Source organism: Nocardia flavorosea, from assembly GCF_015477805.1.
Taxonomy (GTDB): Bacteria; Actinomycetota; Actinomycetes; order Mycobacteriales; family Mycobacteriaceae; genus Nocardia; species Nocardia flavorosea_A.
The window spans coordinates 143,734-165,599 of the sequence record NZ_JADLQL010000001.1; the positions used below are offsets into that span (position 1 = coordinate 143,734).

General features: G+C 68.2%; 20 protein-coding genes. 5 read left to right on the forward strand and 15 right to left on the reverse strand.

What is annotated here, in order from left to right; translation table 11 throughout:
• Window positions 1-26 precede the first annotated feature (26 nt).
• Window positions 27-1,313 (forward strand): sensor domain-containing diguanylate cyclase, encoded by a 1,287-nt coding sequence (locus IU448_RS00680; protein ID WP_195053544.1) that lies wholly within the window; start codon window positions 27-29, stop codon window positions 1,311-1,313.
• A 56-nt stretch (window positions 1,314-1,369) separates the two neighbouring features.
• Here the strand turns inward: IU448_RS00680 and IU448_RS00685 are convergent, their stop codons facing one another.
• From IU448_RS00685 to IU448_RS00725, 10 genes are all read right to left on the reverse strand, one after another.
• Window positions 1,370-1,573 carry a cold-shock protein gene (locus IU448_RS00685; RefSeq protein WP_195053545.1) on the reverse strand — a complete coding sequence of 68 codons (204 nt, stop codon included), beginning with the start codon at window positions 1,571-1,573 and terminating at the stop codon, window positions 1,370-1,372.
• Between the two features lie 222 nt (window positions 1,574-1,795).
• Complete coding sequence (locus tag IU448_RS29300) at window positions 1,796-1,930, reverse strand: hypothetical protein (RefSeq protein WP_267466982.1); 135 nt, start codon at window positions 1,928-1,930, stop codon at window positions 1,796-1,798.
• Between the two features lie 103 nt (window positions 1,931-2,033).
• Complete coding sequence (locus IU448_RS00690; protein WP_195053546.1) at window positions 2,034-3,674, reverse strand: ABC-F family ATP-binding cassette domain-containing protein; 1,641 nt, start codon at window positions 3,672-3,674, stop codon at window positions 2,034-2,036.
• A 291-nt stretch (window positions 3,675-3,965) separates the two neighbouring features.
• Window positions 3,966-6,071, reverse strand: a complete 2,106-nt coding sequence (locus IU448_RS00695; protein WP_195053547.1) for a xanthine dehydrogenase family protein molybdopterin-binding subunit — start codon at window positions 6,069-6,071, stop codon at window positions 3,966-3,968.
• Window positions 6,068-7,063 (reverse strand): FAD binding domain-containing protein, encoded by a 996-nt coding sequence (locus IU448_RS00700; RefSeq protein ID WP_195053548.1) that lies wholly within the window; start codon window positions 7,061-7,063, stop codon window positions 6,068-6,070. Before IU448_RS00700 ends, IU448_RS00695 begins: the two co-directional genes overlap by 4 nt.
• Entirely contained in the window at window positions 7,060-7,581 is a 522-nt protein-coding gene (locus IU448_RS00705) for a 2Fe-2S iron-sulfur cluster-binding protein (RefSeq protein ID WP_195053549.1), read from the reverse strand. The genes IU448_RS00700 and IU448_RS00705 overlap by 4 nt, the downstream gene beginning before the upstream one ends.
• A 20-nt stretch (window positions 7,582-7,601) precedes the next feature.
• Window positions 7,602-8,729: an XdhC family protein gene (locus IU448_RS00710; protein WP_195053550.1), complete on the reverse strand. Its 1,128-nt coding sequence runs from the start codon at window positions 8,727-8,729 to the stop codon at window positions 7,602-7,604.
• A gap of 203 nt (window positions 8,730-8,932) precedes the next feature.
• Window positions 8,933-10,057: a cytochrome P450 gene (locus tag IU448_RS00715; protein WP_228811973.1), complete on the reverse strand. Its 1,125-nt coding sequence runs from the start codon at window positions 10,055-10,057 to the stop codon at window positions 8,933-8,935.
• A 477-nt stretch (window positions 10,058-10,534) separates the two neighbouring features.
• Window positions 10,535-12,301, reverse strand: a complete 1,767-nt coding sequence (locus tag IU448_RS00720; RefSeq protein ID WP_195053552.1) for a hypothetical protein — start codon at window positions 12,299-12,301, stop codon at window positions 10,535-10,537.
• An 872-nt stretch (window positions 12,302-13,173) separates the two neighbouring features.
• Window positions 13,174-13,368, reverse strand: a complete 195-nt coding sequence (locus tag IU448_RS00725) for a hypothetical protein (protein ID WP_195053553.1) — start codon at window positions 13,366-13,368, stop codon at window positions 13,174-13,176.
• 159 nt (window positions 13,369-13,527) lie between these two features.
• Here IU448_RS00725 and IU448_RS00730 point away from each other — a divergent pair, with 159 nt between their 5' ends.
• On the forward strand, window positions 13,528-14,280 hold the full coding sequence (locus IU448_RS00730) for an isocitrate lyase/PEP mutase family protein (protein WP_195053554.1): 753 nt from the start codon (window positions 13,528-13,530) through the stop codon (window positions 14,278-14,280).
• Window positions 14,281-14,353: 73 nt separating this feature from the next.
• On the opposite strand, the gene IU448_RS00735 is transcribed toward IU448_RS00730, so the two are convergent.
• Window positions 14,354-14,932 carry a TetR/AcrR family transcriptional regulator gene (locus IU448_RS00735; protein ID WP_195053555.1) on the reverse strand — a complete coding sequence of 193 codons (579 nt, stop codon included), beginning with the start codon at window positions 14,930-14,932 and terminating at the stop codon, window positions 14,354-14,356.
• A 100-nt stretch (window positions 14,933-15,032) separates the two neighbouring features.
• Between IU448_RS00735 and IU448_RS00740 the strand changes: the two genes are divergently transcribed.
• Window positions 15,033-16,172 carry an acyl-CoA dehydrogenase family protein gene (locus IU448_RS00740; RefSeq protein WP_195053556.1) on the forward strand — a complete coding sequence of 380 codons (1,140 nt, stop codon included), beginning with the start codon at window positions 15,033-15,035 and terminating at the stop codon, window positions 16,170-16,172.
• A gap of 96 nt (window positions 16,173-16,268) precedes the next feature.
• On the opposite strand, the gene IU448_RS00745 is transcribed toward IU448_RS00740, so the two are convergent.
• Both IU448_RS00745 and IU448_RS00750 read right to left on the reverse strand, forming a co-directional pair.
• The gene (locus IU448_RS00745) at window positions 16,269-17,015 is read right to left on the reverse strand and encodes a 3-hydroxybutyrate dehydrogenase (RefSeq protein ID WP_195053557.1); all 747 of its coding nucleotides are present in this window, start codon (window positions 17,013-17,015) and stop codon (window positions 16,269-16,271) included.
• Window positions 17,012-18,394, reverse strand: a complete 1,383-nt coding sequence (locus tag IU448_RS00750; RefSeq protein WP_195053558.1) for an MFS transporter — start codon at window positions 18,392-18,394, stop codon at window positions 17,012-17,014. Before IU448_RS00750 ends, IU448_RS00745 begins: the two co-directional genes overlap by 4 nt.
• A 136-nt stretch (window positions 18,395-18,530) precedes the next feature.
• On the opposite strand from IU448_RS00750, the gene IU448_RS00755 reads away from it, so the two are divergent.
• A complete protein-coding gene (locus IU448_RS00755; RefSeq protein WP_195053559.1) occupies window positions 18,531-19,445 on the forward strand; it encodes a LysR family transcriptional regulator in 915 nt (304 codons plus the stop codon).
• A gap of 12 nt (window positions 19,446-19,457) precedes the next feature.
• Here IU448_RS00755 and IU448_RS29490 read toward each other — a convergent pair whose 3' ends face one another.
• Window positions 19,458-20,621, reverse strand: coding sequence for a PucR family transcriptional regulator (locus IU448_RS29490; protein WP_195053560.1), 1,164 nt, complete (start codon window positions 20,619-20,621; stop codon window positions 19,458-19,460).
• Between the two features lie 150 nt (window positions 20,622-20,771).
• Here IU448_RS29490 and IU448_RS00765 point away from each other — a divergent pair, with 150 nt between their 5' ends.
• Window positions 20,772-21,149: a nuclear transport factor 2 family protein gene (locus IU448_RS00765; protein WP_195053561.1), complete on the forward strand. Its 378-nt coding sequence runs from the start codon at window positions 20,772-20,774 to the stop codon at window positions 21,147-21,149.
• A 17-nt stretch (window positions 21,150-21,166) separates the two neighbouring features.
• On the opposite strand, the gene IU448_RS00770 is transcribed toward IU448_RS00765, so the two are convergent.
• Window positions 21,167-21,847, reverse strand: coding sequence for a hypothetical protein (locus IU448_RS00770; RefSeq protein WP_195053562.1), 681 nt, complete (start codon window positions 21,845-21,847; stop codon window positions 21,167-21,169).
• Window positions 21,848-21,866 lie beyond the last annotated feature (19 nt).

Consider the following 21,866-nt stretch of genomic DNA (forward strand, 5'->3'; position numbering starts at 1 on the left):
GGCGGGCAGAGCGACGAAGGGGTGCGATGGAGCCGGAGCACAGCGAACTGGTGCGAGAGTGGTCTGCGGCCCTCCATGCGACCAGTGGCTCCGGCCCCTCCGATCCGAGTATCGATCACCTGCTGGGCTGGTTGGTGCACGATCTCGCGCACGCGCTCACCACCACCCCGTTCGACCCCGATGCGGGCGCCCGGGCGGGGGCCGCGCTGGCGGCCGCGGACCTGCCGGCCTCCGATGTGGTGGCAGCGTCGGTCCCGGTGCTGTGGGCGCTCACGGGTGCGGGTGGCGATCCCGAAACGACCCGGCGGATGGCGGTCCTGCTGGCCAAGCTCGGCGAAGGCTTCGGTATCCGCCGGCAGATGCTGTTCGCTCCGCCCGACGCTCCCGGCCAGTTCGCCCAGCGTATGGATGAGCGTTTCCGCGTCGTTTTCGACAATGCGGCGGTGGCCATCGCGATCGGTGACACCAACGGCGTTCTGCTCAACGCCAACCAGGCGCTCGCGGAAATGATCGGTGTCCCCGCCGACGACCTGCGCGGTATCTCGGTCTACGAATTCGCCCACCCCGAAGACCGGGAGCGTATCCGCCGGATGGTCTACGAGCGGTTGGTGCCGCATAAACAGGGCGCCGTGAAACTGGAACAGCAGATCGGGCGGGCCGACGGCAGCTACGGGTGGGCTGCGTTCTCCATCACCTTCGTCCAGGGCCGTGAGGGACACCCGGACTATCTACTGGCCGTCGGCGAAGATGTCACCGAACAGCACCGGATGCGTGAGGAACTGCATCAGCAGGCACGCCATGATCTGCTGACCGGACTGCCGAACCGGCGGCAACTACTCGAATGGCTGGATTCGACGATCCGTGACGCCGGCCCACGGGACCGGGTCGGGTTGTGCTTCGTGGACCTGGACCGGTTCAAATACATCAACGACCGCTACGGACACGGCACCGGTGACAAGGTTCTCACCGCTGTCGCGCACCGGTTGCGCGACAGTGTTGCGGAGTTCGATTGCCTGGTCGCGCGGATCGGCGGCGACGAATTCGTCGCACTCGTACCGCCACCCGTCGACGACGACCGGATGACCGAGGTAGCGGAGCGGTTGCTCGGCGCCCTGTCCGATCCGGTCCACACCGGCGGGCACCGGCTCCACGTGTCGGCCAGTATCGGTGCGGTGGTGACAACGGTCGAGGGTGGGCAGGCAGAAGCTCTGCTGGACGCCGCCGATACCGGGCTGTATCACGCCAAGAACAGCGGTAAGGCGCAGTGGGTGCTGCACACCATGCCCGTCGACGAGGGTGCCGAACAGACCTGATCGAACGAGAAAGGCTCCGCATCCGTGGGATGCGGAGCCTGACGATTCACACGGAATCAGATCGTGCGGACGTCCTGAGCCTGCGGACCCTTCTGGCCCTGGCCGATCTCGAACTCCACCCGCTGACCCTCTTCGAGGGTTTTGAAACCCGAGCCCCCGATGGCCGAGTAATGCACGAAGACGTCAGGGCCGCCTCCGTCTTGGGCGATGAAGCCGAAGCCCTTCTCGCCGTTGAACCATTTCACGCTGCCTTGCGCCATGCTTTGTTACTTCATTCCTGTAGACGAGCCGCGCAGATCACTTCGATTAGCGCAGTCTCGGTGAACCAGTGTGTCATACGCACGGCAGCGCCTGTCGAGGGGGGGACCCGAGGCGCGAGTGAGGCCGGGTCCCGCTTCGGCTCCGTCCGGCCGGGGCCCGCCGCGGTAGGCGAAAGATACCGCTGGGTAGTCCGTTTCCGAGTGTGCTGATCGCCGCTGCCGTCAGCGGCGCTTGGGGTCGAAGGTGGACTCGACATCGGATTTCGCGACAGCTTTGGCTTTCTTCTCCGCCCGCTTTTCCTTCAGCGTTTTTCCGGGTTTCTTGGTGGCACCGCCACGGGGAGATTTATCGGACATGGACGTCCTTCGGTTCGCGGGACCTGAGCGGCCCCGTTGTCTCCACCGTACGCGACGCCGGGGAGTCCGGCGTAGGAAACGCGCTGTCCTCAGCGGGCCGGGGTTATTCCTCGGTGAGCAGGCCCGCTGCCATATGCCAGCGGCGGGTCGCGTGCACCGAATCCAGCATGCGGCGGTCGTGGGTCACCAGCAGAAGTGTGCCGGAGAAGGAGTCGACTGCCTGCTCGAGCTGTTCGATGGCCGGAAGATCGAGGTGGTTGGTCGGCTCGTCGAGCACCAGCAGATTGACACCGCGGGCCTGCAGCAGTGCCAGCGCGGCGCGGGTACGTTCACCGGGCGACAAGGTGTCGCAGGCGCGGGTGACGTGCGGGCCGCGCAATCCGAACTTGGCGAGCAGCGTCCGGACCTCGGCATCCGGCCAGTCGGGGACGGCCGCCCCGAAGGTCGCGGCCAGGGGGCCGGCGCCGCGGAACAGGCCACGAGCCTGGTCGACCTCGCCGAGCTGCACGCCCGCACCGAGCGCCGCAGTGCCCGTCCCGGGCGCGATCTTGCCGAGCAGCAGGGCTAGCAGGGTCGATTTACCGGAGCCGTTCGCGCCGGTCAGCACGATGCGGTCGGCCCAGTCGATCTGGGCGGTGATCGGCCCGAGCACGAAATCACCGCGCGTAACGGTGGCATTGCTCGCCGTCGCCACGACCGAACCGCTGCGCGGCGCCGCGGCGATCTCCATCCGCAGCTCCCATTCCTTACGCGGTTCCTCCACCACCTCGAGCCGTTCGATACGGCGCTGGGTCTGCCGAGCCTTGGCGGCTTGTTTCTCGGTGGATTCGGCGCGCGTCTTCCGGGTGATCTTGTCGGAATCGTTCTTGCTCTTGCGGCGTGCATTGCGAACCCCGTGCTCCAGCCAGTTGCGCTGCATCCGCGCCCGGGCCTGCAAAGCTGCTTTGGTATCGGCGAATTCGTCGTAGGCCTCGCGGGCGTGCCGGCGCGCGATCTCACGTTCGGCCAAGTACGAGTCGTAGCCGCCGTCATAGAAGTTGACCTGCTGCTGGGCGAGATCCAGTTCGAGCACGGCGGTCACCGTGCGGGTCAGGAATTCGCGGTCGTGGCTGATGATCATCAGCGGCACCCGGATACCGGTGACGAACCGTTCGAGGCGGTCGAGACCGTCGAGGTCGAGGTCGTTGGTGGGTTCGTCGAGCAGCAGGATATCGAAACGCGACAACAGCACCGATGCGAGACCGGCGCGGGCCGCCTGTCCGCCGGACAGGCCCGTCATGGGAGCGTCCAACCGACCGGCGAGGCCGTCGGTGAGCCCGAGATCGGCGGCGACCTCCGCGGCGCGCTGTTCGAAATCGGCGCCGCCGAGGGCGAGCCAGTGTTCGAGCGCGGGGGAGTAGTCGTCGTGCCCACCGTCGGCGAGCCGTTCGGCAGCGGCGTCCATCAGGCGCTGGGCGTGGGCGACTCCGGTCCGGCGGGCGAGAAATTCGAGTACCGTCTCGCCGGCGGTGCGTTCGGGCTCCTGGGCCAGGTAGCCGACGGTGGCGCCGGGCGGACTGAGGGTGATACTGCCTTCGCCCGGGGCGCAGTCGGCGAGCATACGCAGCAGCGTCGATTTACCCGCGCCGTTGACGCCGACCAGTCCGATCACATCCCCGGGCGCGAGAGTCAGATCGAGGTCGGCGAACAGGGTGCGTTCGGCGTGCCCGGCCGAGAGGCCACTGGCCTGCAATGTTGCGCTCACCGGGCATATTCTGCCCGGGCGGGTGGTGCCGGCCGGACCCGGCCGCCGGGCAGCGGATTCGGCGGTACCGGCGTGGACGAACACGAACACCCCCGGCCGGCTCCCCGGGCCGCGTACCAGTAGTTGTCGGTGGTATCGAACCACGCCGTCAACGTCGATCCAGGGGATCGGCACGCCGGTGAGTGCGGGTACGGACGGCTCGCTGTCGCGGCGGCGTTCCCCGAGGTGATTCGGGTCCAGGCTCCATCCCGACCGGGTATCGCCCGAACGACAGCCGACGCGAACTGGCGTTCAGGACTGCACGCCGGCACTCAGTACGGTGTCGGCGGTGATGGGTAGTGCGCGGACCCGGACCCCGGTCGCGTGATGAACCGCGTTGGCCACCGCGGCGGCGGCGCCGACGATTCCGATCTCGCCGGCACCGCGCGAACCCATCGGGTTGCTGTGCTCGTCGACTTCGTCCAACCAGATCGCGTCGATATCCTGGACGTCGGCGTGCGCGCTGATGTGGTACGACGCCAGATCGTGGGTGACAATATGGCCGAATCGGTGGTCGCGCACGCTGTCCTCGTGCAGGGCTCCGGATACGCCCATGGTCATCCCGCCGATCAGCTGGGAACGCAGGGTGCGCGGGTTGATCGCCCGCCCGATCGAGAACACGCCCAGCATGCGCGGGATCCGGATTTCACCGGTGGCGCGATGGACCCGGGCTTCGACGAAGTGGGCGCCGAAGGAATGCAACGCGAACTTCCCGGCGTCCGGATTCTCCTCCGCCGGTGCGCTGCTGTGTGCGCCGGCGGCCGGGTGGTCGCCGTGCTCGCGCCGGAAGGCCCGGGCGGCGGCGACCACGGCCGAACCCCACGAACCGATCCCGGTGGACCCGCCGGCGACGCTGGCTTCGGGCAGGTCGGTATCGCCGATGCGCAGCCGCACAGCGGTGGGGGCACACCCGAGGGCGTCGGCGGCGATCTGGGTCAGCGCCGTCCAGGTGCCCGTGCCGATATCGGCGGCCCCGATATCGACGGTGTAGTGCTGGTCGGCGAATTCGATCCGGGCGGTATTGCCGGGCATCGCCATCGCGGGGTAGGTGGCCGCCGCGACCCCTGTCCCGACCAGCCAGTCACCGTCGGTTCGCGCGCGCGGCGCCGGATCGCGCCCGGCCCAGCCGAAACGTTCGGCACCGGTACGGAGGCATTCCACGAGATGCCGGCCCGACCACGGCCGGCCCGATTCCGGGTCGGTGCCGGGTTCATTGCGGATCCGCAGCTCGATCGGGTCGATACCGCAGGCCACGGCGAGTTCGTCCATGGCCGATTCGGCGGCGTACATACCGGGACATTCGCCGGGGGCTCGCATCCAGAACGGCACCGGCACATCGAGCGCGACCAGGCGATGGGAGGTGCGCCGGTTCGGGGTGGCATACATCGTCCGGGAGGCGACTGCCGTCTGCTCGGCGAACTCCTTGACCCGGGCGGTCGTCTCGACGACATCGTGCGCTAGTGCGGTGAGCCGGCCGTCGCGATCCGCACCCAGCCGGATCCGCTGGACTGTCGGTGTGCGGTAGCCGACCAGCGCGAACATCTGCTGGCGGGTGCAGGCGTATTTCACCGGCCGGCCCGCGCAGCGCCGAGCGGCCAGGAGCGCGAGCACATTGTGGGCATGCGGCGCCCCCTTGGATCCGAACCCGCCGCCGACATGCGGCGCCAGCACCCGCAGCTGGGACGGTTCGAGCCCGAACAGGGGCGCCAGCGTCGACCGGACGGTGTGCACGCCCTGGGTGGAGTCGTAGAGCGTCACCTCCGTCCGGCCGGATGATTCGTCCCAGCGGGCGATGCAGGCGTGCGGCTCCATCGGATTGTTGTGTTCGGCAGGGGTGGTGTAGGTCCGGTCGATGGACACCTCCGCCTCCGCGAGCCCGGCTTCCACATCGCCCTCCTCGGTATCGGTGGGGAATGTGGGGTTCACCTGGTCGGGTGCGTAGCGGCCGGGATCGTCGGCGCGCAGTTCGGTGTTGTGCGGTTCGGTTTCGTATTCGGTTCGCACCAGATCCGCGCCGTGACGGGCTGTTTCGGCGGTCTCGGCGACCACCGCGCCGATCAGCTGCCCGCGGAAGTGCACGTGGTCGTCCTGGAGGATGCTCAGTTCGCCGTCGGATGTGTCGGCGAGGGCGGGCGCGTCGAAGACGGTCAGCGCCGCGACCACTCCCGGCAGTCGGAGTGCGCCGCCGGTGTCCATGGCGGTGACCCGGCCTCGCGCCACGGTCGCCTGGACCGGATGCAGGTACAGGGGATTGTCCACGCGATGTTCGACGGCGTACGGCGCCGTACCGGTGACCTTGGCGTACCCGTCGAGCCTGGTCAGCGGCGTACCCATCGAATCGGCCGGAATCAATGTCATTGCTGCGCCTGTTCGGTGAGGGTCTGCAGGGTCGATACCAGGGTGCGGCGGGCGAGTTCGACCTTGAACTCGTTACCGTCCAGCGGCCGCGCGTCGGCGAGCTCGGCATCGGCAGCCCGTTCGAAGGTGTGCTCGGTCGCCGGGGCCGCGGTGAGTTCGGCTTCGGCCCGCCGCGCACGCCACGGCCGGTGCGCGACCCCTCCGAACGCCAGCCGTGCGGATCGGATCGTGCCGCCGGATTCGAGGGCCAGTTCGGCAGCGACCGAAACCAGCGCGAACGCGTAGGAAGCACGGTCTCGTACCTTGCGATAGTCCGCTACCACCCCGGCCGGCGGGGCGGGGATCTCGATGGCAGTGATCAGCTGACCATGGGACAGGACGGTATCGCGCTCGGGATGGTCGCCCGGTAGCCGGTGGAAATCGGCGACCGGGATTCGCTGTTCGCCGTCGGTGCTCTCGGTCACGACCCGGGCATCCAGTGCCGCCAGCGCCACCGCCATATCCGAGGGGTGCACGGCCACACAGTGCTCGGAGGCACCCAGAATCGCGTGATAGCGGACGTATCCGCCGAGCGCCGAGCAGCCGCTGCCGGGATCGCGTTTGTTACAGGGCGTCGTCACATCCTGGAAGTACACGCACCGGGTGCGTTGCAGCAGATTGCCGCCTGTGGTCGCCAGATTGCGCAGCTGTCCGGACGCGCCGGAGAGCAGGGCCCGCGACAGCGCCGGATAGCGTGCCCGGACCACCGGATGCGCCGCCAGATCGCTGTTGCGGACGGCCGCGCCCACCCGGAGCCCGCCGCCCGCGGTCTCCTCGATCCCGTCCAGCGGTAGCCGGCTGACATCGACCAGCAGTTCCGGCGCGGCTATCCCCAGTTTCATATGGTCGACCAGATTGGTGCCGCCGCCGAGGAACGCCGCCCCCGGCCGCTCGGCCACCGCGGCCACGGCCTCCTGGGCGCTGGTCGCGCGCCGATACTCGAACGGGATCACCGGGCCGCCGCCTGCCGGATCGCCGCCACAATATTCGGGTAGGCCGCGCAGCGGCACAGGTTGCCGCTCATCCGCTCCCGTATCTCGGCGTCGTCGAGTTCGGCGGTAGCCGTGAGGTCAGGGGTGAGGTAACTGGGGTTCCCGGCCTCGGCTTCGGCCAGCATCCCTACCGCCGAGCACACCTGACCCGGCGTGCAATAGCCGCATTGGAAGCCGTCCTGTTCCAGAAACGCCTGCTGAACCGGGTGCAGGGCGGTTCCTTCGGGGAGTCCGGCCGCGGTGACCACCTCGGCGCCGTCGTTGGCGGCGGCGAAGGTGAGACAGGTGGTGGCGCGCCGGCCGTCGAGCAGTACCGTGCACGATCCGCACTGCCCGTGATCGCAACCCTTCTTGGGAGCGGTGACACCGAGCTGTTCCCGCAGCGCGTCCAGCAGGGTGGTGCGGTTGTCCACGCGCAGCGTCCGCCGCTGCCCGTCCACGTCCAGCGCGATATCGCTGGTGTTCTCGGCAGCTGTCATGGGCGCCGGATACCCCCGGTTCACATCCCAAACCGGGCACTCGTGCAACGAGTCGCGGTCGTATCGGCGGTGTGATGGATGGGACTGTCCAGATGACGCAGCGGCACACCGCTGCCGTTGCGCCGTTGCGCGATGATCTCCGCGGCGATGGATACGGCCGTCTCTTCCGGGGTATCGGCGCCCAGATCCAGGCCGGTCGGCGCGGCGAGGCGACCGAGCTGGGCGTCGGTGAGTCCGGCCGCCCGTAGGCGGCGCATTCGACCGGCGTGGGCGCGCCGGCTGCCCATGGCGCCGATATACCCCGCCTCGCTGCGCAGCGCCGCGGCGAGCAACGGCACCTCGAATTTCGTATCGTGGGTGAACACGCAGATGACGGTCGATTCGTTCACCGGGGTAGCCGCGAAATATTCGTGCGGCCATTGCACGACGACCTCGTGCGCCGCCGGGAAACGGGAGGCGGTGGCGAAGGCCGGCCGGGCATCGCAGAGCGTGACCCGATAGCCGAGGTAACGGCCGATCCGGGTGAGCGCGGCGGCGAAATCGTCCGCGCCGAAAACGAGCATCCGCGGTGGTGCGGGAAAAGACTGTACGAACACCCGGAGAACCCCTGCGGTATCGGTGTCCGGTACGTCGAAAACACCGGTCACGCCAGTATCGGCCAGCGCCCGCAGCCGATCCGGTGCCGCGCCCGTCGCCGGATCACCGGCTCCGGTAGGAGCCGGGAACAACGTATGGCGCGGTGCGGTGGCGCCGGATCCGGCGAGAACCGTTGCCAGGGTGGCCGGGTGTCCCGCCCGAACGGCCGCCAGCAGGGGTGGCAGCACCGCACGCAGCGATCGGTCCACCGGTTCGACGAATACGTCGAGCCGGCCACCGCACGGCAGGCCGGGGGCGGGGGACTCACCTGTCTCACCGTCGTATCGCAGCTGTTCCGGAACGCCGCTGCGTATGATCTCCGGCGCCCGCGCGCAGATATCTCCGTCGACGCACCCGCCGGAAACACTGCCCACGACCCGGCCCGATTCCGAAATCGCCAGCGCGGTCCCCGGCGTCCGCGGTCCGCCGGGGGAACCGGCCACCACGCGCGCCAACGCGGACCGCGAACCCGCCCGCGACCACTCCAGGGCCGCTTCCCACGCCGTACTCATCGGCTGCGGGAAACGGTCGAGCGATCGGTGACCCGTCCGGGCCCGGCCACGGCCGCCCGGGTGATCCGCGGGACGCGCGCGTGCGTGTCATCGGTCATGCGCGCGGCGTACCCGCGGACGCAGACTCCATGCGTGCACCGAGGTGAGCCGGGGCTCTGTCCGGCCGGTAACACCGGAGGGCGTTGTGCGGTACGGGCGGGTGCTCAGATACTGAGCGGCGGCGACGGCGGGAACATCACCGGCAGCGCGGTCAATGCCCGGTGGAACGGGCCGGGGCGCCACACCAGGTTGTGTTTGGGCACCGCGAGGCTCAGTTCCGGGAGGGCGTCCAGAAGCTGATCGATGGCGTCCTGAGCCAGCAGATACGCATACGGGCGCGCATGCGCCGGGCAGGCGTGCGGGCCGGTGCTCCAGGCCAGATTCCAGCCGTTACCCGAGAACTCGCCCGTATTCATCTCCGGATCGTTGTTGCAGGCAGCCATACTGACCATCACCGGCTGATTCGCCGGCAGCCAGACGTTCTCGATCAGGATCGGCTGGCGGGGGTAGGTGATGCAGTAGTTCGCCATCGGCGGGTCGATCGCCAGCATCTCGTCGAGCGCCGCCTTGGTGGACAACGGCAGGCTGCTGTTGTCGCTGGTGAAACGGGCGTCGGTCAGCATGAGCACCAGGGTGTTGGTGATGAGGTTCACCGTCGGTTCGACTCCGGCCGCGAACAGCAGCACCAGCTGATGGACCATCTCGTCGTCGGAGAGACCGGCATTGTGCTGGACCAGCCGGGTGGTGACGTCGTTGCCCGGGTGACTGCGTTTGAGCGTGGCCAGTTCGAGCAGCGCCTTGTTCATGATCGCGTTGACCGTTTCGGTGTCGACGCCGTCGAACATGGCCGCATTGGCGGCGGCCACCTGCTCGCCGATATCCTCCGGGCACCCCAGGACCTGGCACAGGACCGAGAAGACCAGCGGAAGAGCGTACTGGTTCAGAACGTCGGCGGTCCCGTCGTTGCAGAACGAGTTGATGACCGGAACAGCGGACTTCTCCACCATGCCGCGCAGGGTGTTGAGATCGACCTCGGCCAAGGCGGCGTTGAGGGCGCCGCGGTAGCGCGCGTGGGTTTCCCCACTGGTGCGCAGTGCGTTGGGGCGCCATTCGATCATCGGCATGATCGGGATATCGGCCGGCACGGTCTTCTGCCATGCCCGCGGATCGGCCGGAAAATGCTCGGGATCGTTGAGGATGCGTACGGCCGTGCGGTATTTGGTCACCAAGGTGGCGGGAACGCCGGGCCACATCTCGATCGGCACCAGCGGCCCGTAGTCCCTGCGCATCTGGCGGTAGGCGCCATGGGGGTCGGCCGCGAACTCCGCACTGTATAGCGGGATGCGAGGGCCGATGCCCTCGATAGGCGAAAATGAGTCGGCGCCAGCACCCTGCTGCGTGGGCTGCGGATACACGTATTCTCCTCGATATCGGTTTCGGCGGCATAGTACCCAAGGTGCGGGCCGGCCGAAGACCCGTAGGTTTCTATGTTGCTCTCTGCCAACAGGATTCTGACAGAACGGTTGGTGCTCCTCGCACCCGGCGGGGCACCTTCGGTATCAACTGTTGCGACTACGGATACACCCTCCGGCGTTGGTTACGGGTCGGTTTCACCGAATGTTTCCGGCAGCGATCCCGACGCGGTCCTGCGACAGCGACGGGGCGGTGCCGGAGATTCGGGCGGTGCGCCGAAAAGGGCGGGCTCCCGCCGGGGGCAGCCTCCGCAGAGGCGCCCCCGCCGGGAGCCCGATCCGTGCCGCGCCAGATCAGTGGCCGCGCACCTCGGCGACGCGGGCAGCCCACGCGCCGGGCAGGTCCGCGGACAGCACCGGTGCCCCGAGAATTTCGTCGTCGAAGCCCAGTGCATCGAGTACCGCGGGCAGGTGCCCGGCGAGATCGTCGATGGCCCGGCCGAGTTCCCGCTGCAGGGTCGCCACGGCGGCGACGTCGAGCAGACCGTGGGTGAGGTACCACGTGGAGTCCCGGTTGATGCTGTCGAGGACGAAGACATCACGCACTGCGGCGATCTCCGGGAGCCCGGCGTGCTCGTCGAGCGCCGCCAGCGCCTGCTCCGCGCAGTAGGCGCCGGCGAGGTCGAGCGCGTGCGGAACCGCCGCCAGCCGATCGTCGAGGCCGGGGGTGTTCAGATGCTGCTGCGCTTCCTGCGCGATCGTCAGGGTACGGGCGGCGAGCAGGCGCGCACGGTCGGCGGGATCGCTGGGATCGTGCAGCGTGGCTGCGGCCGGCGGGGTCGCGGCGAGCTGTTTGGCCAGTACCCGGCCCGCAACCGACCCCAGGACGTAGATATCGCCTTCGCCGGTGATGGCGGCATGGCAGACGCCGAGGTAACCGGCGACCCGGTTCGCGGTGAACATACCCTGCGCGGCCATCTTGATACGGCAGTCGGTCACCGTGTCCAAGGCATGCTTCTGGATGAAGTGCTTGGCCAGCATCACCGTCACGACGGTATCGCGAGCGGTGAGGTCGGCCCCGGCGAGGAACGTCTTGGTCGCGTCGCCGTAGACGGTCCGGGCGATGGTGCCGGCCAGATCGGTCAGCAGCGTGTCACGCACGTGCGGGATATCCAGCATGACCGGTTTATCGGTCGGGGTCATCGGCACCACCCGCTGGCCGGCGTAGCGCAGCGCGATGTAGAGGGAGGCGCGCGCGGCCGCGTTCAAGCAGGACGACAGCGCCAGGCGCCCGACGGTGAGCTGACTGATCGCCGAGGCGAACGCCCGCTTCGGGCTGTCCGCGTCGTTCCAGGTCAGGACACCGTTGTCATCCACGGTGGCCAGATTGTTCGCCAGCCACGCATGGCGTTCGACTCGCAGGTTGTCGAAGCTGATGACGGAGTTGTCCATGATCACCAGCGGCTGATGGTCGAGCTGGGTGATCGTGACCCCGGGTGCCGGGTCACCGTTGGCATCGCGCAGGCGGGCCGTGAACAGGTGCACGCCCTGGTCCACTCCGGCCGCGTCGATGAACCGCGCACCGATGACGCATACCCGGCCCACCGGAATGCCCACCGAGGGCATGAATTTCCGGGCGCGCGGATCCGGTGTGTTGAGCACGAATCCGTCACCGTCCCAGGTGGCGGTCGTCCGCATGAACCCGATATTGGAACCGCATTCGTACTCGGTCAGCAGCATGACGCCGACGGCGGTCGCGTCGTCCAGATCCATCAGATAGGGCGCCGCGGAATCGGAGTCGGTGAGGGTGGCCAGACTCCCCGAGGCCAGGTTGTAATGTCCCGAGATCAGCGGGATCAGATCCGTCGCCAGTACGGCGCACCAGTCGAACACCGCGAACAGTCTGGGTAGGTCGGTCGCGACGGCGCGGGTGCCGATCTCGTCGACCAGGTACTTCAACTGGTCGTAGGCGTTGAGGCGCCGCTCTTCCTGGCTCTGCTTCTCCGTGACGCGGAAGTCCGGGTTGCTCAGAATCTTCTGCAGCTGCTGATGGAACTCCAGGTTGCCGTGCCGGAGAACCTCGGCCAGCGCTGTATGTTCCAGATACCCGTCGGTACCCATTTCCGCCTCCTCATTTGTTTCCCGATCCCGGCGGTCGCTAGTCCACCGCCGGGCATTCCGGACAATCCCTGCCGACCCCCGGCGCGCAGAACCTGCGGGGTCCGCGCATGCGTGCGGACCCCGCCGAAACCGCGGCGAGGTTCTCGGGACCGTCTCTCAAGAGCTCAATGCGCCACTCACCTTCACGGGAGGGTTGGTTCCGGGGCGTGGCCGGCGGCGATCGTGCGCCGGGCCGGGCCGCGCCGCGCCGTGTGTAGGCGGTCGAGACGGCCGTGCGGGCGCGCCGATCCGCGAGATCGCTGTTGCCGCAGGGTTGCCGTCGACCGTCGGAATCACGAAAAGTATTGTGTCACAAAACCTCTTCGCTCTCCTGGTCAACAAAGACAACCGATTGGTCTAGGCCGTTGGCCTGGGATCTTTCCGGCCACCGCTGACCAGGCCCTACCCGTCGGGGAGTGGTGGGTTCATCGGCTCGGAAGTTTGCCGAGTTCACAGCCCGGCATCCGGTGACGGCCCCTCGGTGCCGTACTCGGCGGGTGGCGTGAGAGTTTGCCTTGCGTCGCCGGCTCGGTGCCGGCAAGCGCGGAACGGCCGTAGTGCGCCCGGCGATGAGGGTTCACGGGCCGGTGGTAGGCCCGCGGTGTTCCAGGTGTCGTTGCACGGCCGGGGCAGGGTGCAGATCGGTGGGCATCACCGTATGCCCGCGGGCAGAAGAATTTCGGTGGATCCGGGACCGGCGAGGCAGTCGGGGCAGTGCTATCGCGGACAGACCGCTGTACACCGGCGCCGCAGCCGCTGTGGGAACTCGGGGACGAGATCCACCATCAGTCGCGGACCGCGCTCACCATGGAATTCGTCTCGCCGGCGACCCGTCATCCGTCCATCCGATCCGAAATCGCCCAGTCGTCGAAGCGATTCCGGGAACTCCAGTCCAGCTGGAGATCGTCTCGAATGCCCTGCGCGACCGCGACCCGGGCCCGTGGACGCCGCTGACGCTGGTCATGCCGATGTCCAGCGTGTCCCGATTCCTGCGCATCGAAGAGGCATTCGACATCGACGCCGGGCATGCCGAGATCACCGCCGGGTGGAGGAATTCCTCGAGCGGACGGAGGGTCCGCGCGCGTCGCCGGGCGATCGGCGGTGACGGGACTGTGCCCCGGACTCCTGTTGTGCCGCAGTATTCTGGCCGGGCCGCAATTCCGCCTCCCGAGAAATGGGCTCACGCTATGACAACACTGTCCGAGAAGGCCGCCGCATTCCGGCAACTCCACCGGCCGGGCGATCCGGTGATCCTGCCGACGGTATGGGACGCCTGGTCGGCGCGGCTGGTCGAGCAGGCCGGGTTCCGGGGCGTGACGGTGGGCAGCCACCCGCTGGCCGATTCGCTGGGCCGGCCCGACGGTGAGGGGATGTCGTTCGCCGAAGTGCTGGGGCGGGTACGCGAGATCACGGCAGCCGTGGACATCCCGGTCTCGCTGGATATCGAATCCGGCTACGGGCTACTGCCGGAACAGTTGGTGGACGGGTTGCTCGGAGCGGAAGTGGTGGGCCTCAATATCGAGGACACCGTGCACAGTGACGGCGGGCGGCTGCGCGAGGCCCAGGAGCATGCCGATTTCGTCGGTGGCCTGCGGCAGGCCGCCGACGCCGCCGGGGTGCCGCTGGTGGTGAACGCGCGGACCGACCTGTTCCTGCGCGGTATCGGTGCCGAGGCCGATCGTGTCGATCGAGCGGTGGCGCGGTTGCGACTGGCCGCCGAGGCCGGCGCCGATGTGCTGTACCCGGTGGGTTTCCACGACCCCGGCACGCTGCGCCGCCTGTGCGCCGAATTGCCGTTGCCGGTCAACGCCGTGGCCTTCCCTGACCAGGGTGATCGCGGTGAACTCGCCGAAGCGGGTGTGGCGCGGGTCAGTTTCGGCCCGTTCCTGCAACGGGCGCTTTCCGGCGCAGCCACCGAGTTGCTCGAACGCTGGCGCTGAGCCGCCGCGCCGGCCGGGGCCGTCCCCGGAGGTGATTTCTGCCCGCGTCGGCGTCCGGAAGGCAATGCGGGTCTCAAGCGCTGATGCCGTGGGTGAGGACGGCGGCGAGTTCCCGGTAGGCGGCGGCATCGTCCAGGCCGGTGGCGGCGCGAACGCCGCCCTGCTGGATACGGACCATCATGGTGGCGGCCAGGTCCGCGGCGAACTCGGCATGGACGCGGCGGAATTCGCCGGTGGCGACGCCCTCGTCGATGAGTTCCCGGACGCGGCGGGCGGCGATGCGGGTATTGCGTTCGTAGACTTCGCGGGCCGGCGCGAAGGCGTCGAGATCGGCCATGAATCGGCCGGAGGCCACGGCCAGTGCCGTGCCGACGGCGGTGAGGTAGGCAGTGATCCGTTCGCGTGGACCCGGTGCGGCGGTGACCTCGGCTTCGACGGTGGCGGTGGCGTGTTTGAAGAAGTGCACGGTGGCGGCGGTGACGAGTTGTTCTTTACTGCCGGCGAGGGTGTAGAGGGTGGATTTGGAGCATCTGAGCCGGGCGGCGATGGCGTCGAGGGTCAGGTGCGCGAAACCTTCGCTGAGCAACAGAGCGACGAGTTCGTCGAACAGTTCGGTACGGCGGCTGGTGGCGAAGGCCGGGGATTGCTCCATGGCGGCGATAGTACTGCGGAGCTTCTTGCAGTACTGACAGTGCGACAGTACTGTAAGGAGGAGCAAAGTACTGTTCCGCGTATCCTCGGAGGAGATTCCTGTGGCCGTCGATCGACTTCTGCCCACCGATGAGGCGCGCGATCTCATCGGATTGACCCGCGACGTGGCCGATAAGGTGCTGGCGCCGATCGTCGACGAACACGAGAAGACCGGAACCTACCCCGCGGGCGTGTTCGCCACCTTGGGCGAAGCGGGATTGCTGAGCCTGCCGTATCCCGAGGAATGGGGCGGGGGCGGTCAGCCCTATGAGGTGTACCTGCAGGTGCTGGAGGAAATCGCCGCTCGATGGGCCGCGGTGGCAGTGGCGGTGAGCGTGCACAGCCTGGCCTGCCACCCGCTGATGACGTTCGGTACCGAAGAGCAGAAGCAGCGCTGGCTGCCGGAGATGCTGGGGGGCGCCACCGTCGGCGCCTACAGCTTGTCCGAGCCGCAGGCCGGTTCGGACGCGGCGGCACTGGTGTGCAAGGCGAGCACGGTCGACGGTGGATACCGGGTGACCGGATCGAAGGCGTGGATCACCCACGGTGGTATCGCCGATTTCTACAATCTGTTCGCCCGCACCGGCGAGGGCTCCAAGGGAATCTCGTGTTTCCTGGTGCCGAAGGACACCGCGGGACTGAGTTTCGGCAAGCCGGAGGAGAAGATGGGCCTGCACGCGGTGCCCACCACCTCGGCGTACTACGACAACGCGTTCGTACCCGCCGAACGTCGCATCGGCGCCGAGGGGCAGGGTTTGCAGATCGCGTTCAGCGCCTTGGATTCCGGCAGGCTGGGTATCGCAGCGGTCGCGGTCGGGCTCGCCCAGGCCGCGCTCGACGAGGCCGTCGCCTATGCCCAGGAACGGACGGCATTCGGGCGCAAGATCATCGACCATCAAGGGTTGGGTTTCCTGCTGGCCGATATGGCCGCCGCCGTGGATTCGGCCCGCGCCACCTATCTCGACGCCGCCCGCCGGCGTGATGCCGGACAGCCGTACTCCCGCAATGCGTCGGTGGCCAAACTGGTCGCCACCGACGCCGCGATGAAGGTCACCACCGACGCCGTGCAGGTACTCGGCGGCTACGGCTACACCCGTGATTTCCGGGTCGAACGCTATATGCGGGAAGCCAAGATCACCCAGATCTTCGAGGGCACCAACCAGATCCAGCGCCTGGTCATCAGCCGCCACCTCGCCGGCTGACCGGATTAACTGCATGGGTGTGCCGATCCGGAGCCGGTTTCCATCGGGGTCGCACAGCTCGATTTCCCGTGCCCACGGTGCGGGTGGAGCGCGCCCTCATCGCGCGCTCCACCCGCCATCCATCGTGTGGGCAGCGCCGGTGACCATGCCCGCCTCCGGCGAAGCCAGCCAACCCACCAGTGCGGCGACCTCCTCCGGTTCCACGAGGCGTTTGACCGCGCTTTCGGTGAGCAGAATCTTGTCCAGTACCTCCTGTTCGGGCACACCGTGCGCCTGCGCCTGGTCCGCGATCTGTTTGTCCACCAGCGGAGTTCGCACGTAGCCGGGGTTCACGCAGTTGCTCGTCACGCCGTGCGGGCCGCCCTCGAGGGCGGTTACCTTCGACAACCCCTCCAGGCCGTGTTTGGCCGTAACATAGGCGGCTTTGTACGGCGAGGCGCGCAGGCCGTGGACCGACGAGATATTGACGATACGACCCCAGCCCTGCCGGTACATATGCGGCAGAGCCGCGCGCACCAGCAAGAACGGCGCTTCGACCATCAGGGTGAGCAGATCCCGGAATCGCTGGGGCGCGAAATCCTGGATCGGGCTGATGTGCTGCACCCCGGCGTTGTTCACCAGGATGTCGGTATCGAGGGTCAGGTGTTCCAGAGTCGCGACGTCGAGCAGATCCACCGCCCATGCCGTGCCGCCGAGCTTCGCGGCCACTGCCTCGGCACCGTCGGCGTCGATATCGGCCACCGTGACCGTGGCGCCGCGCGCGGCGAGCGCCCGGGCGCAGGCCGCTCCGATTCCGCTCGCAGCGCCGGTGACCAGGGCCTTGCGTCCGGCGAGATCGTTCATCGTGCGGGAACTTCGGCCGGGGTCAGGCTTTCGGCGTCGGCGCGGTCGAGGGTTTCCAAGGTGAGCCCCTTCGTTTCCCGGGCGACCAGCGCGGCGATCGCACTGACCGCTGCGGCGCCCGCCAGGTACCAGGCGATCGGCACGGCGGAGCCGTAAGTGTCCAGCAAATGGACGGCGATGATCGGCGCCAGCGAACCCGCCACGATCGAGGTGACCTGGTAACCCAGGGACACACCCGAATAGCGCATCCGGGTCGGGAACATCTCCGCCATGAGCGCGGGTTGTCCGGCGTACATGAGGGCGTGGAAGACCAGGCCGATGACGATGGCGGAGACGATGATCAGGTTGTTCCCGCTGTCCATCATCGGGAAGGCGAAGAAACCCCAGGTGCCCGCGGTCACCGCCCCGGCCAGGTAGACCGGTCGCCGGCCGAAGCGGTCGGATAGGTTGCCCACCAGCGGGATCACCACGAAATGCACCGCGTGCGCGGCCAGCAGCCACCACAGGATCACCGAGGTATCGGCTCCCACCTCCACCTTCAGATAGGTGATGGTGAACGTGACCACCAGGTAGTACATGATGTTCTCGCCGAACCGCAGGCCCATGGCGGTGAACACGCCGCGCGGGTACCGGCGCAGCACCTCGACGACGCTGAGCGATCCGGCCTTGATCTGTTCGGCCTCCTGCTGCGCCGCGACGAAGATCGGCGCATCGGTGATCTTGGTGCGGATGTAGTAGCCGATCAGTACGACCACCGCCGACAACCAGAACGCGACCCGCCAGCCCCAGCCGAGGAACGCCTCGTCGGACAGCGTTGTCGTGAGCACCAGCAGCACGACCGTGGCCAGCAGATTACCCGCCGGCACGCCCGCCTGCGGCCAGCTCGCCCAGAAACCGCGGCTGCGACTGGGGCTGTGCTCGGCGACCAGCAGCACGGCGCCGCCCCATTCGCCGCCGACCGCGAACCCCTGGATGAATCGCAGCGCCACCAGTAGGGCGGGCGCCCAGTAACCGATCTGTCCGAAGGTCGGCAGGCAGCCCATCAGGAAGGTCGCGGCGCCGACCAGGACGAGGCTGAACTGGAGCAGTTTCTTGCGGCCGTACTTGTCGCCGTAGTGCCCGAAGACCACACCGCCCAGCGGACGTGCCACGAACCCGACCGCGTAGGTGACGAACGCGGCCAGGATGGCGTCCAGATCGCTGGTGCCCTCCGCGAAGAACACCTTGCTGAACACCAGGGTGGCGGCAGTGCCGTACAGGAAGAACTCGTACCACTCGACGACCGTGCCCGCCATCGACGCGGCGACCACCCGCCGCAGGCCGCCGGAATCGGTGTCCTTCGCGTCGACCGCATCGGGTCCGGGGCTGTGCTCGCGCATGGCAGTTCTCCTTCGCGCCGGAGGCCGCACGATCCGATGTGACGACCCCCACAATATCTGGCTGCACTGAGTATTGGTGCAGAGGATTTGCGCCGCAATGACCATTTCTGCAGCACGGTTGTGCAAAAGTGCAGATATGAGCGCGTCCGTCTCCGGTCGTCCCAGCGCGGACGATCTCCTCGTATTACTCGCCGTCGGCCGTTCCGGGCGTTTCGTGACCGCGGCGGACGAACTGGGTATCAACCACACCACCATTTCCCGGCGCATCGCCGCGCTGGAACAGACCCTGGGCGGCCGGGTGCTCACCCGCGCCGCCGGCGGCTGGGAACTGACCGAACTCGGCCGCGAGGCGCTGGCCGCGGCGGAGATGGTGGAATCGGCGGTGAAATCGCTGGCCGCCGGGGCCGACGGGAACAGGGTGCTCGAAGGTGTGGTCCGGATGTCGGCGACCGACGGCTTCAGCGCCTATATCGCCGCACCCGCCGCCGCCCAGGTGCGGCGCCGGCATCCGGGTATCGCGGTCGAGATCGTCGCGACCACCCGGCGGGCGTCGCGGCAGCGTTCGGGGCTCGACCTCGAAATCGTCGTCGGCGAACCGCAGGTGCGCCGCGCCACCGCCGCCCACCTCGCCGACTACCGCCTGGGCCTCTACGGGTCCCGCGAATACCTGCGTGACCATCGGGCGCCCGCGACGATCGACGAACTGGCCCGGCATCCGCTGGTGTACTTCATCGATTCCATGCTTCAGGTCGACGATCTGGACCTGGCCTCCGGTTTCGTCCCCGCCATGCGCGAATCCGTCACCTCCACAAACGTTTTCGTGCACGTCGAGGCGACCCGCGCCGCGGCCGGTCTGGGTCTGCTGCCCTGTTTCATGGCCGACCGCCACCCGGATCTGGTGCGCGTCCTGCCGGATTCCGTGGCGGTAACCCTCGGCTACTGGCTGGTCGCCCGAGCCGAAACCCTGCGCCGCCCCGAAGTCGCGGCGGTGGTGGCCGCGATCCGCTCGATGATCGACGACCAGCGCGATATCCTCGCGGGCCGGGGATGACCACCGCCGGAATCAGTCCGCGCGACTCCCGTCTCGTGGCGGTGCCGAGACCGGAACCGATCGGCCGTCAGCTGCCCGGAGCAACCGAGTGTGCAGCGCCAGATACAGCAGCGCCGCGTCGGCGGGCGAGGCGAATGCTTTTCCGGTGAGTCGTTCTATTCGCTCGAGACGGTGCCGGACTGTGTTGCGGTGCAGATGCAGACGCTTTCCCACCGCGGTGCTGGAGCCACCGAGGGCGTACCAGGCCATGGCGGTGTCGATGAGCAGCCCGCAGTCCTCGGGATCGAGTCGATCGAAAGCGGCGAGCAGGTCGCCGAAAACATCCGACGCCAGCTCCGGGTTCGCGGCGATCAGGGCACGTTCCGGCGCGGAGCCGTAGCTGTGGAGCCCGGTCTCGGTGGGGCCCGCGCATCGCAGCGCGAAACGTGCCTGGTCGAGCGCGGTGGGCGCGGCGGCGAGGTCGGTGAAGGGCCGGCTGGCCCCTGCACGTGCGCGCACTGTCCGAAGCGCTCGCTCGAGTGTGGCCGGTGCGCCGGCGGCGACCAGGGTGATCAGTTCGTCGCCGAGAACGGTCGACGCGGTGACGACTCCGGCCGCGTCGAGGTGGACATCGCCGACCAGGACGACCGCAACGGCTCGGGGGGAAAGGCCCATCCGGCGGCCGAGTTCGGCGCGTTGGCCAGGCGGTAGGCCAGGATCGAGTAGCGCGCGCAGCATGCCCTGCCCGGGGGGTGTGGTCCCGCCCGCGACCACGCGCCGGTAGGTGTCGGCAGCCGCGACCGAATAGGCGTCGACAGTGGCCCACACCAGCGTGGACAGCCGGGGGAGCGCGGCGCGGTCATGGCCGTCGGCGGATTCGACGATGATCTCCCAGAACACCAGCCCCGCCACGCGGAACGCGTGCAGCAGGCTTTCCAGCGGAATACCGCGCTCGGCCTTGAGCCGCCCGGCTCGGCGAGCGGGTTCGAGGGAATACGGGACCTCGGCGAGCGCGTCCAGCCATGCCGCGCAACAGTCGGCGACCAGCGCGATCAGTTCGTCGTGGCCGAGTGCGGCGGTGCCGTAGTCGATATCGTCGTGCTCGATCCGGGCGGTCACCAGTTCGGTGATCGCCGTCGAATCGGCGTGGAGATCACGCGGGAGGCGCGACTTCTCGAAGTGTGTGTCCTGGCTCACTACCGCTCAACGTAGCGCCGGCAGTGCGCGTGCACAACGGAGCCGGTCGAAGTGAGGGCTCGCGCCCATCGCTGCGCCGAGCGGCCTCCGCCGATACTGGGCATTCACTGCCGCCGCCATCGCGGACGTCGATCGATCGGAGTTATCGCCGTGACCACAGCAACCCGTGAACTGTTCGAGCGTTACCACGCCTGCTGGGCCGACCGCGACCCCGACCGGATCGTCGCACTCCACACCACCGACTCGGTATTCCATCTGCATTCGGGCCAGGAACCCGCCCGGGGCCGGGCCGCCATCCGCGAGGCCGCGGCGGGGACCTTCGCTCTGGTCCCGGACCTGACCTTCCGTGAGCTCTCGCTCCGGGTCGGCGCGGATTTCTGGGTGGTGCGGTGGCAGCTGACCGGTACTTCGGCAACGGGCCGGGACGTATGCGTCGATCTCGCGGATTTCGTGCTGGTCGAGGACGGCGCGGTCAAGGAGAAGCATTCCTACGTCGACGGTGTCGCCATGCAGGCAGCTCTGGGTTGACGGAGCCGGCGCCCGGGTCAGCGTCGGAGAGACCACTGGTATCGGCTGGTGGGTACCAGGTCCAACCCTTTATCGGCACCGAACCGTGCGACGCTGGCCATGAGCTCGGTGATCCGGCGCTGCAGTTCGGCCTGGTCACCGCCGCTGCCGTAGAACGTGTGCGGGTCGGTCATCGCGCCCATGGGGAAATGTTCCTCGACGATGGCCGCGACATCCGGTGCCGAGGGCGTGAGTTTCTCGTCGACGGTGTTCTGGATGTAGGCGACGGTGTTCTGGGTGCGGATGGCGATCGGGGTGTGCTGCACCTGCCAGTACTGCAGGTATTGTGTCCGCGGCATCGACGCGGGCCTGCGCAGTAGGGCGATATTGGCCAGGGCGTCGAAGCGGGTGCCGTCGGGGACCGGCATCGGGTCGAGGCGGATGTTCTCGTGCACGCGATAGGCGTGGGGTGCCCGCTCTCCGGTGGTGTCGGCCATCGCGGCGACGATCGTAGCGGGATCGCCCTCGGTCCATACCGAGACGAGCGCGGTGATCGGTTCACCGGGGCCGAACCGCATCGACGCGGGCGCGACGTCGGCATCGTCGATGTTCACCTGCACCGCGTTCGCGCCGGCGGCAGCCAGCGTTTCCCGGAATTCCGGTACGTGGAACCGGTCGCCGAGATCTGCGCCGTGCAGGGCGATGATCAGTTTCGCCATGGCGAAAAAGTAGCACGTG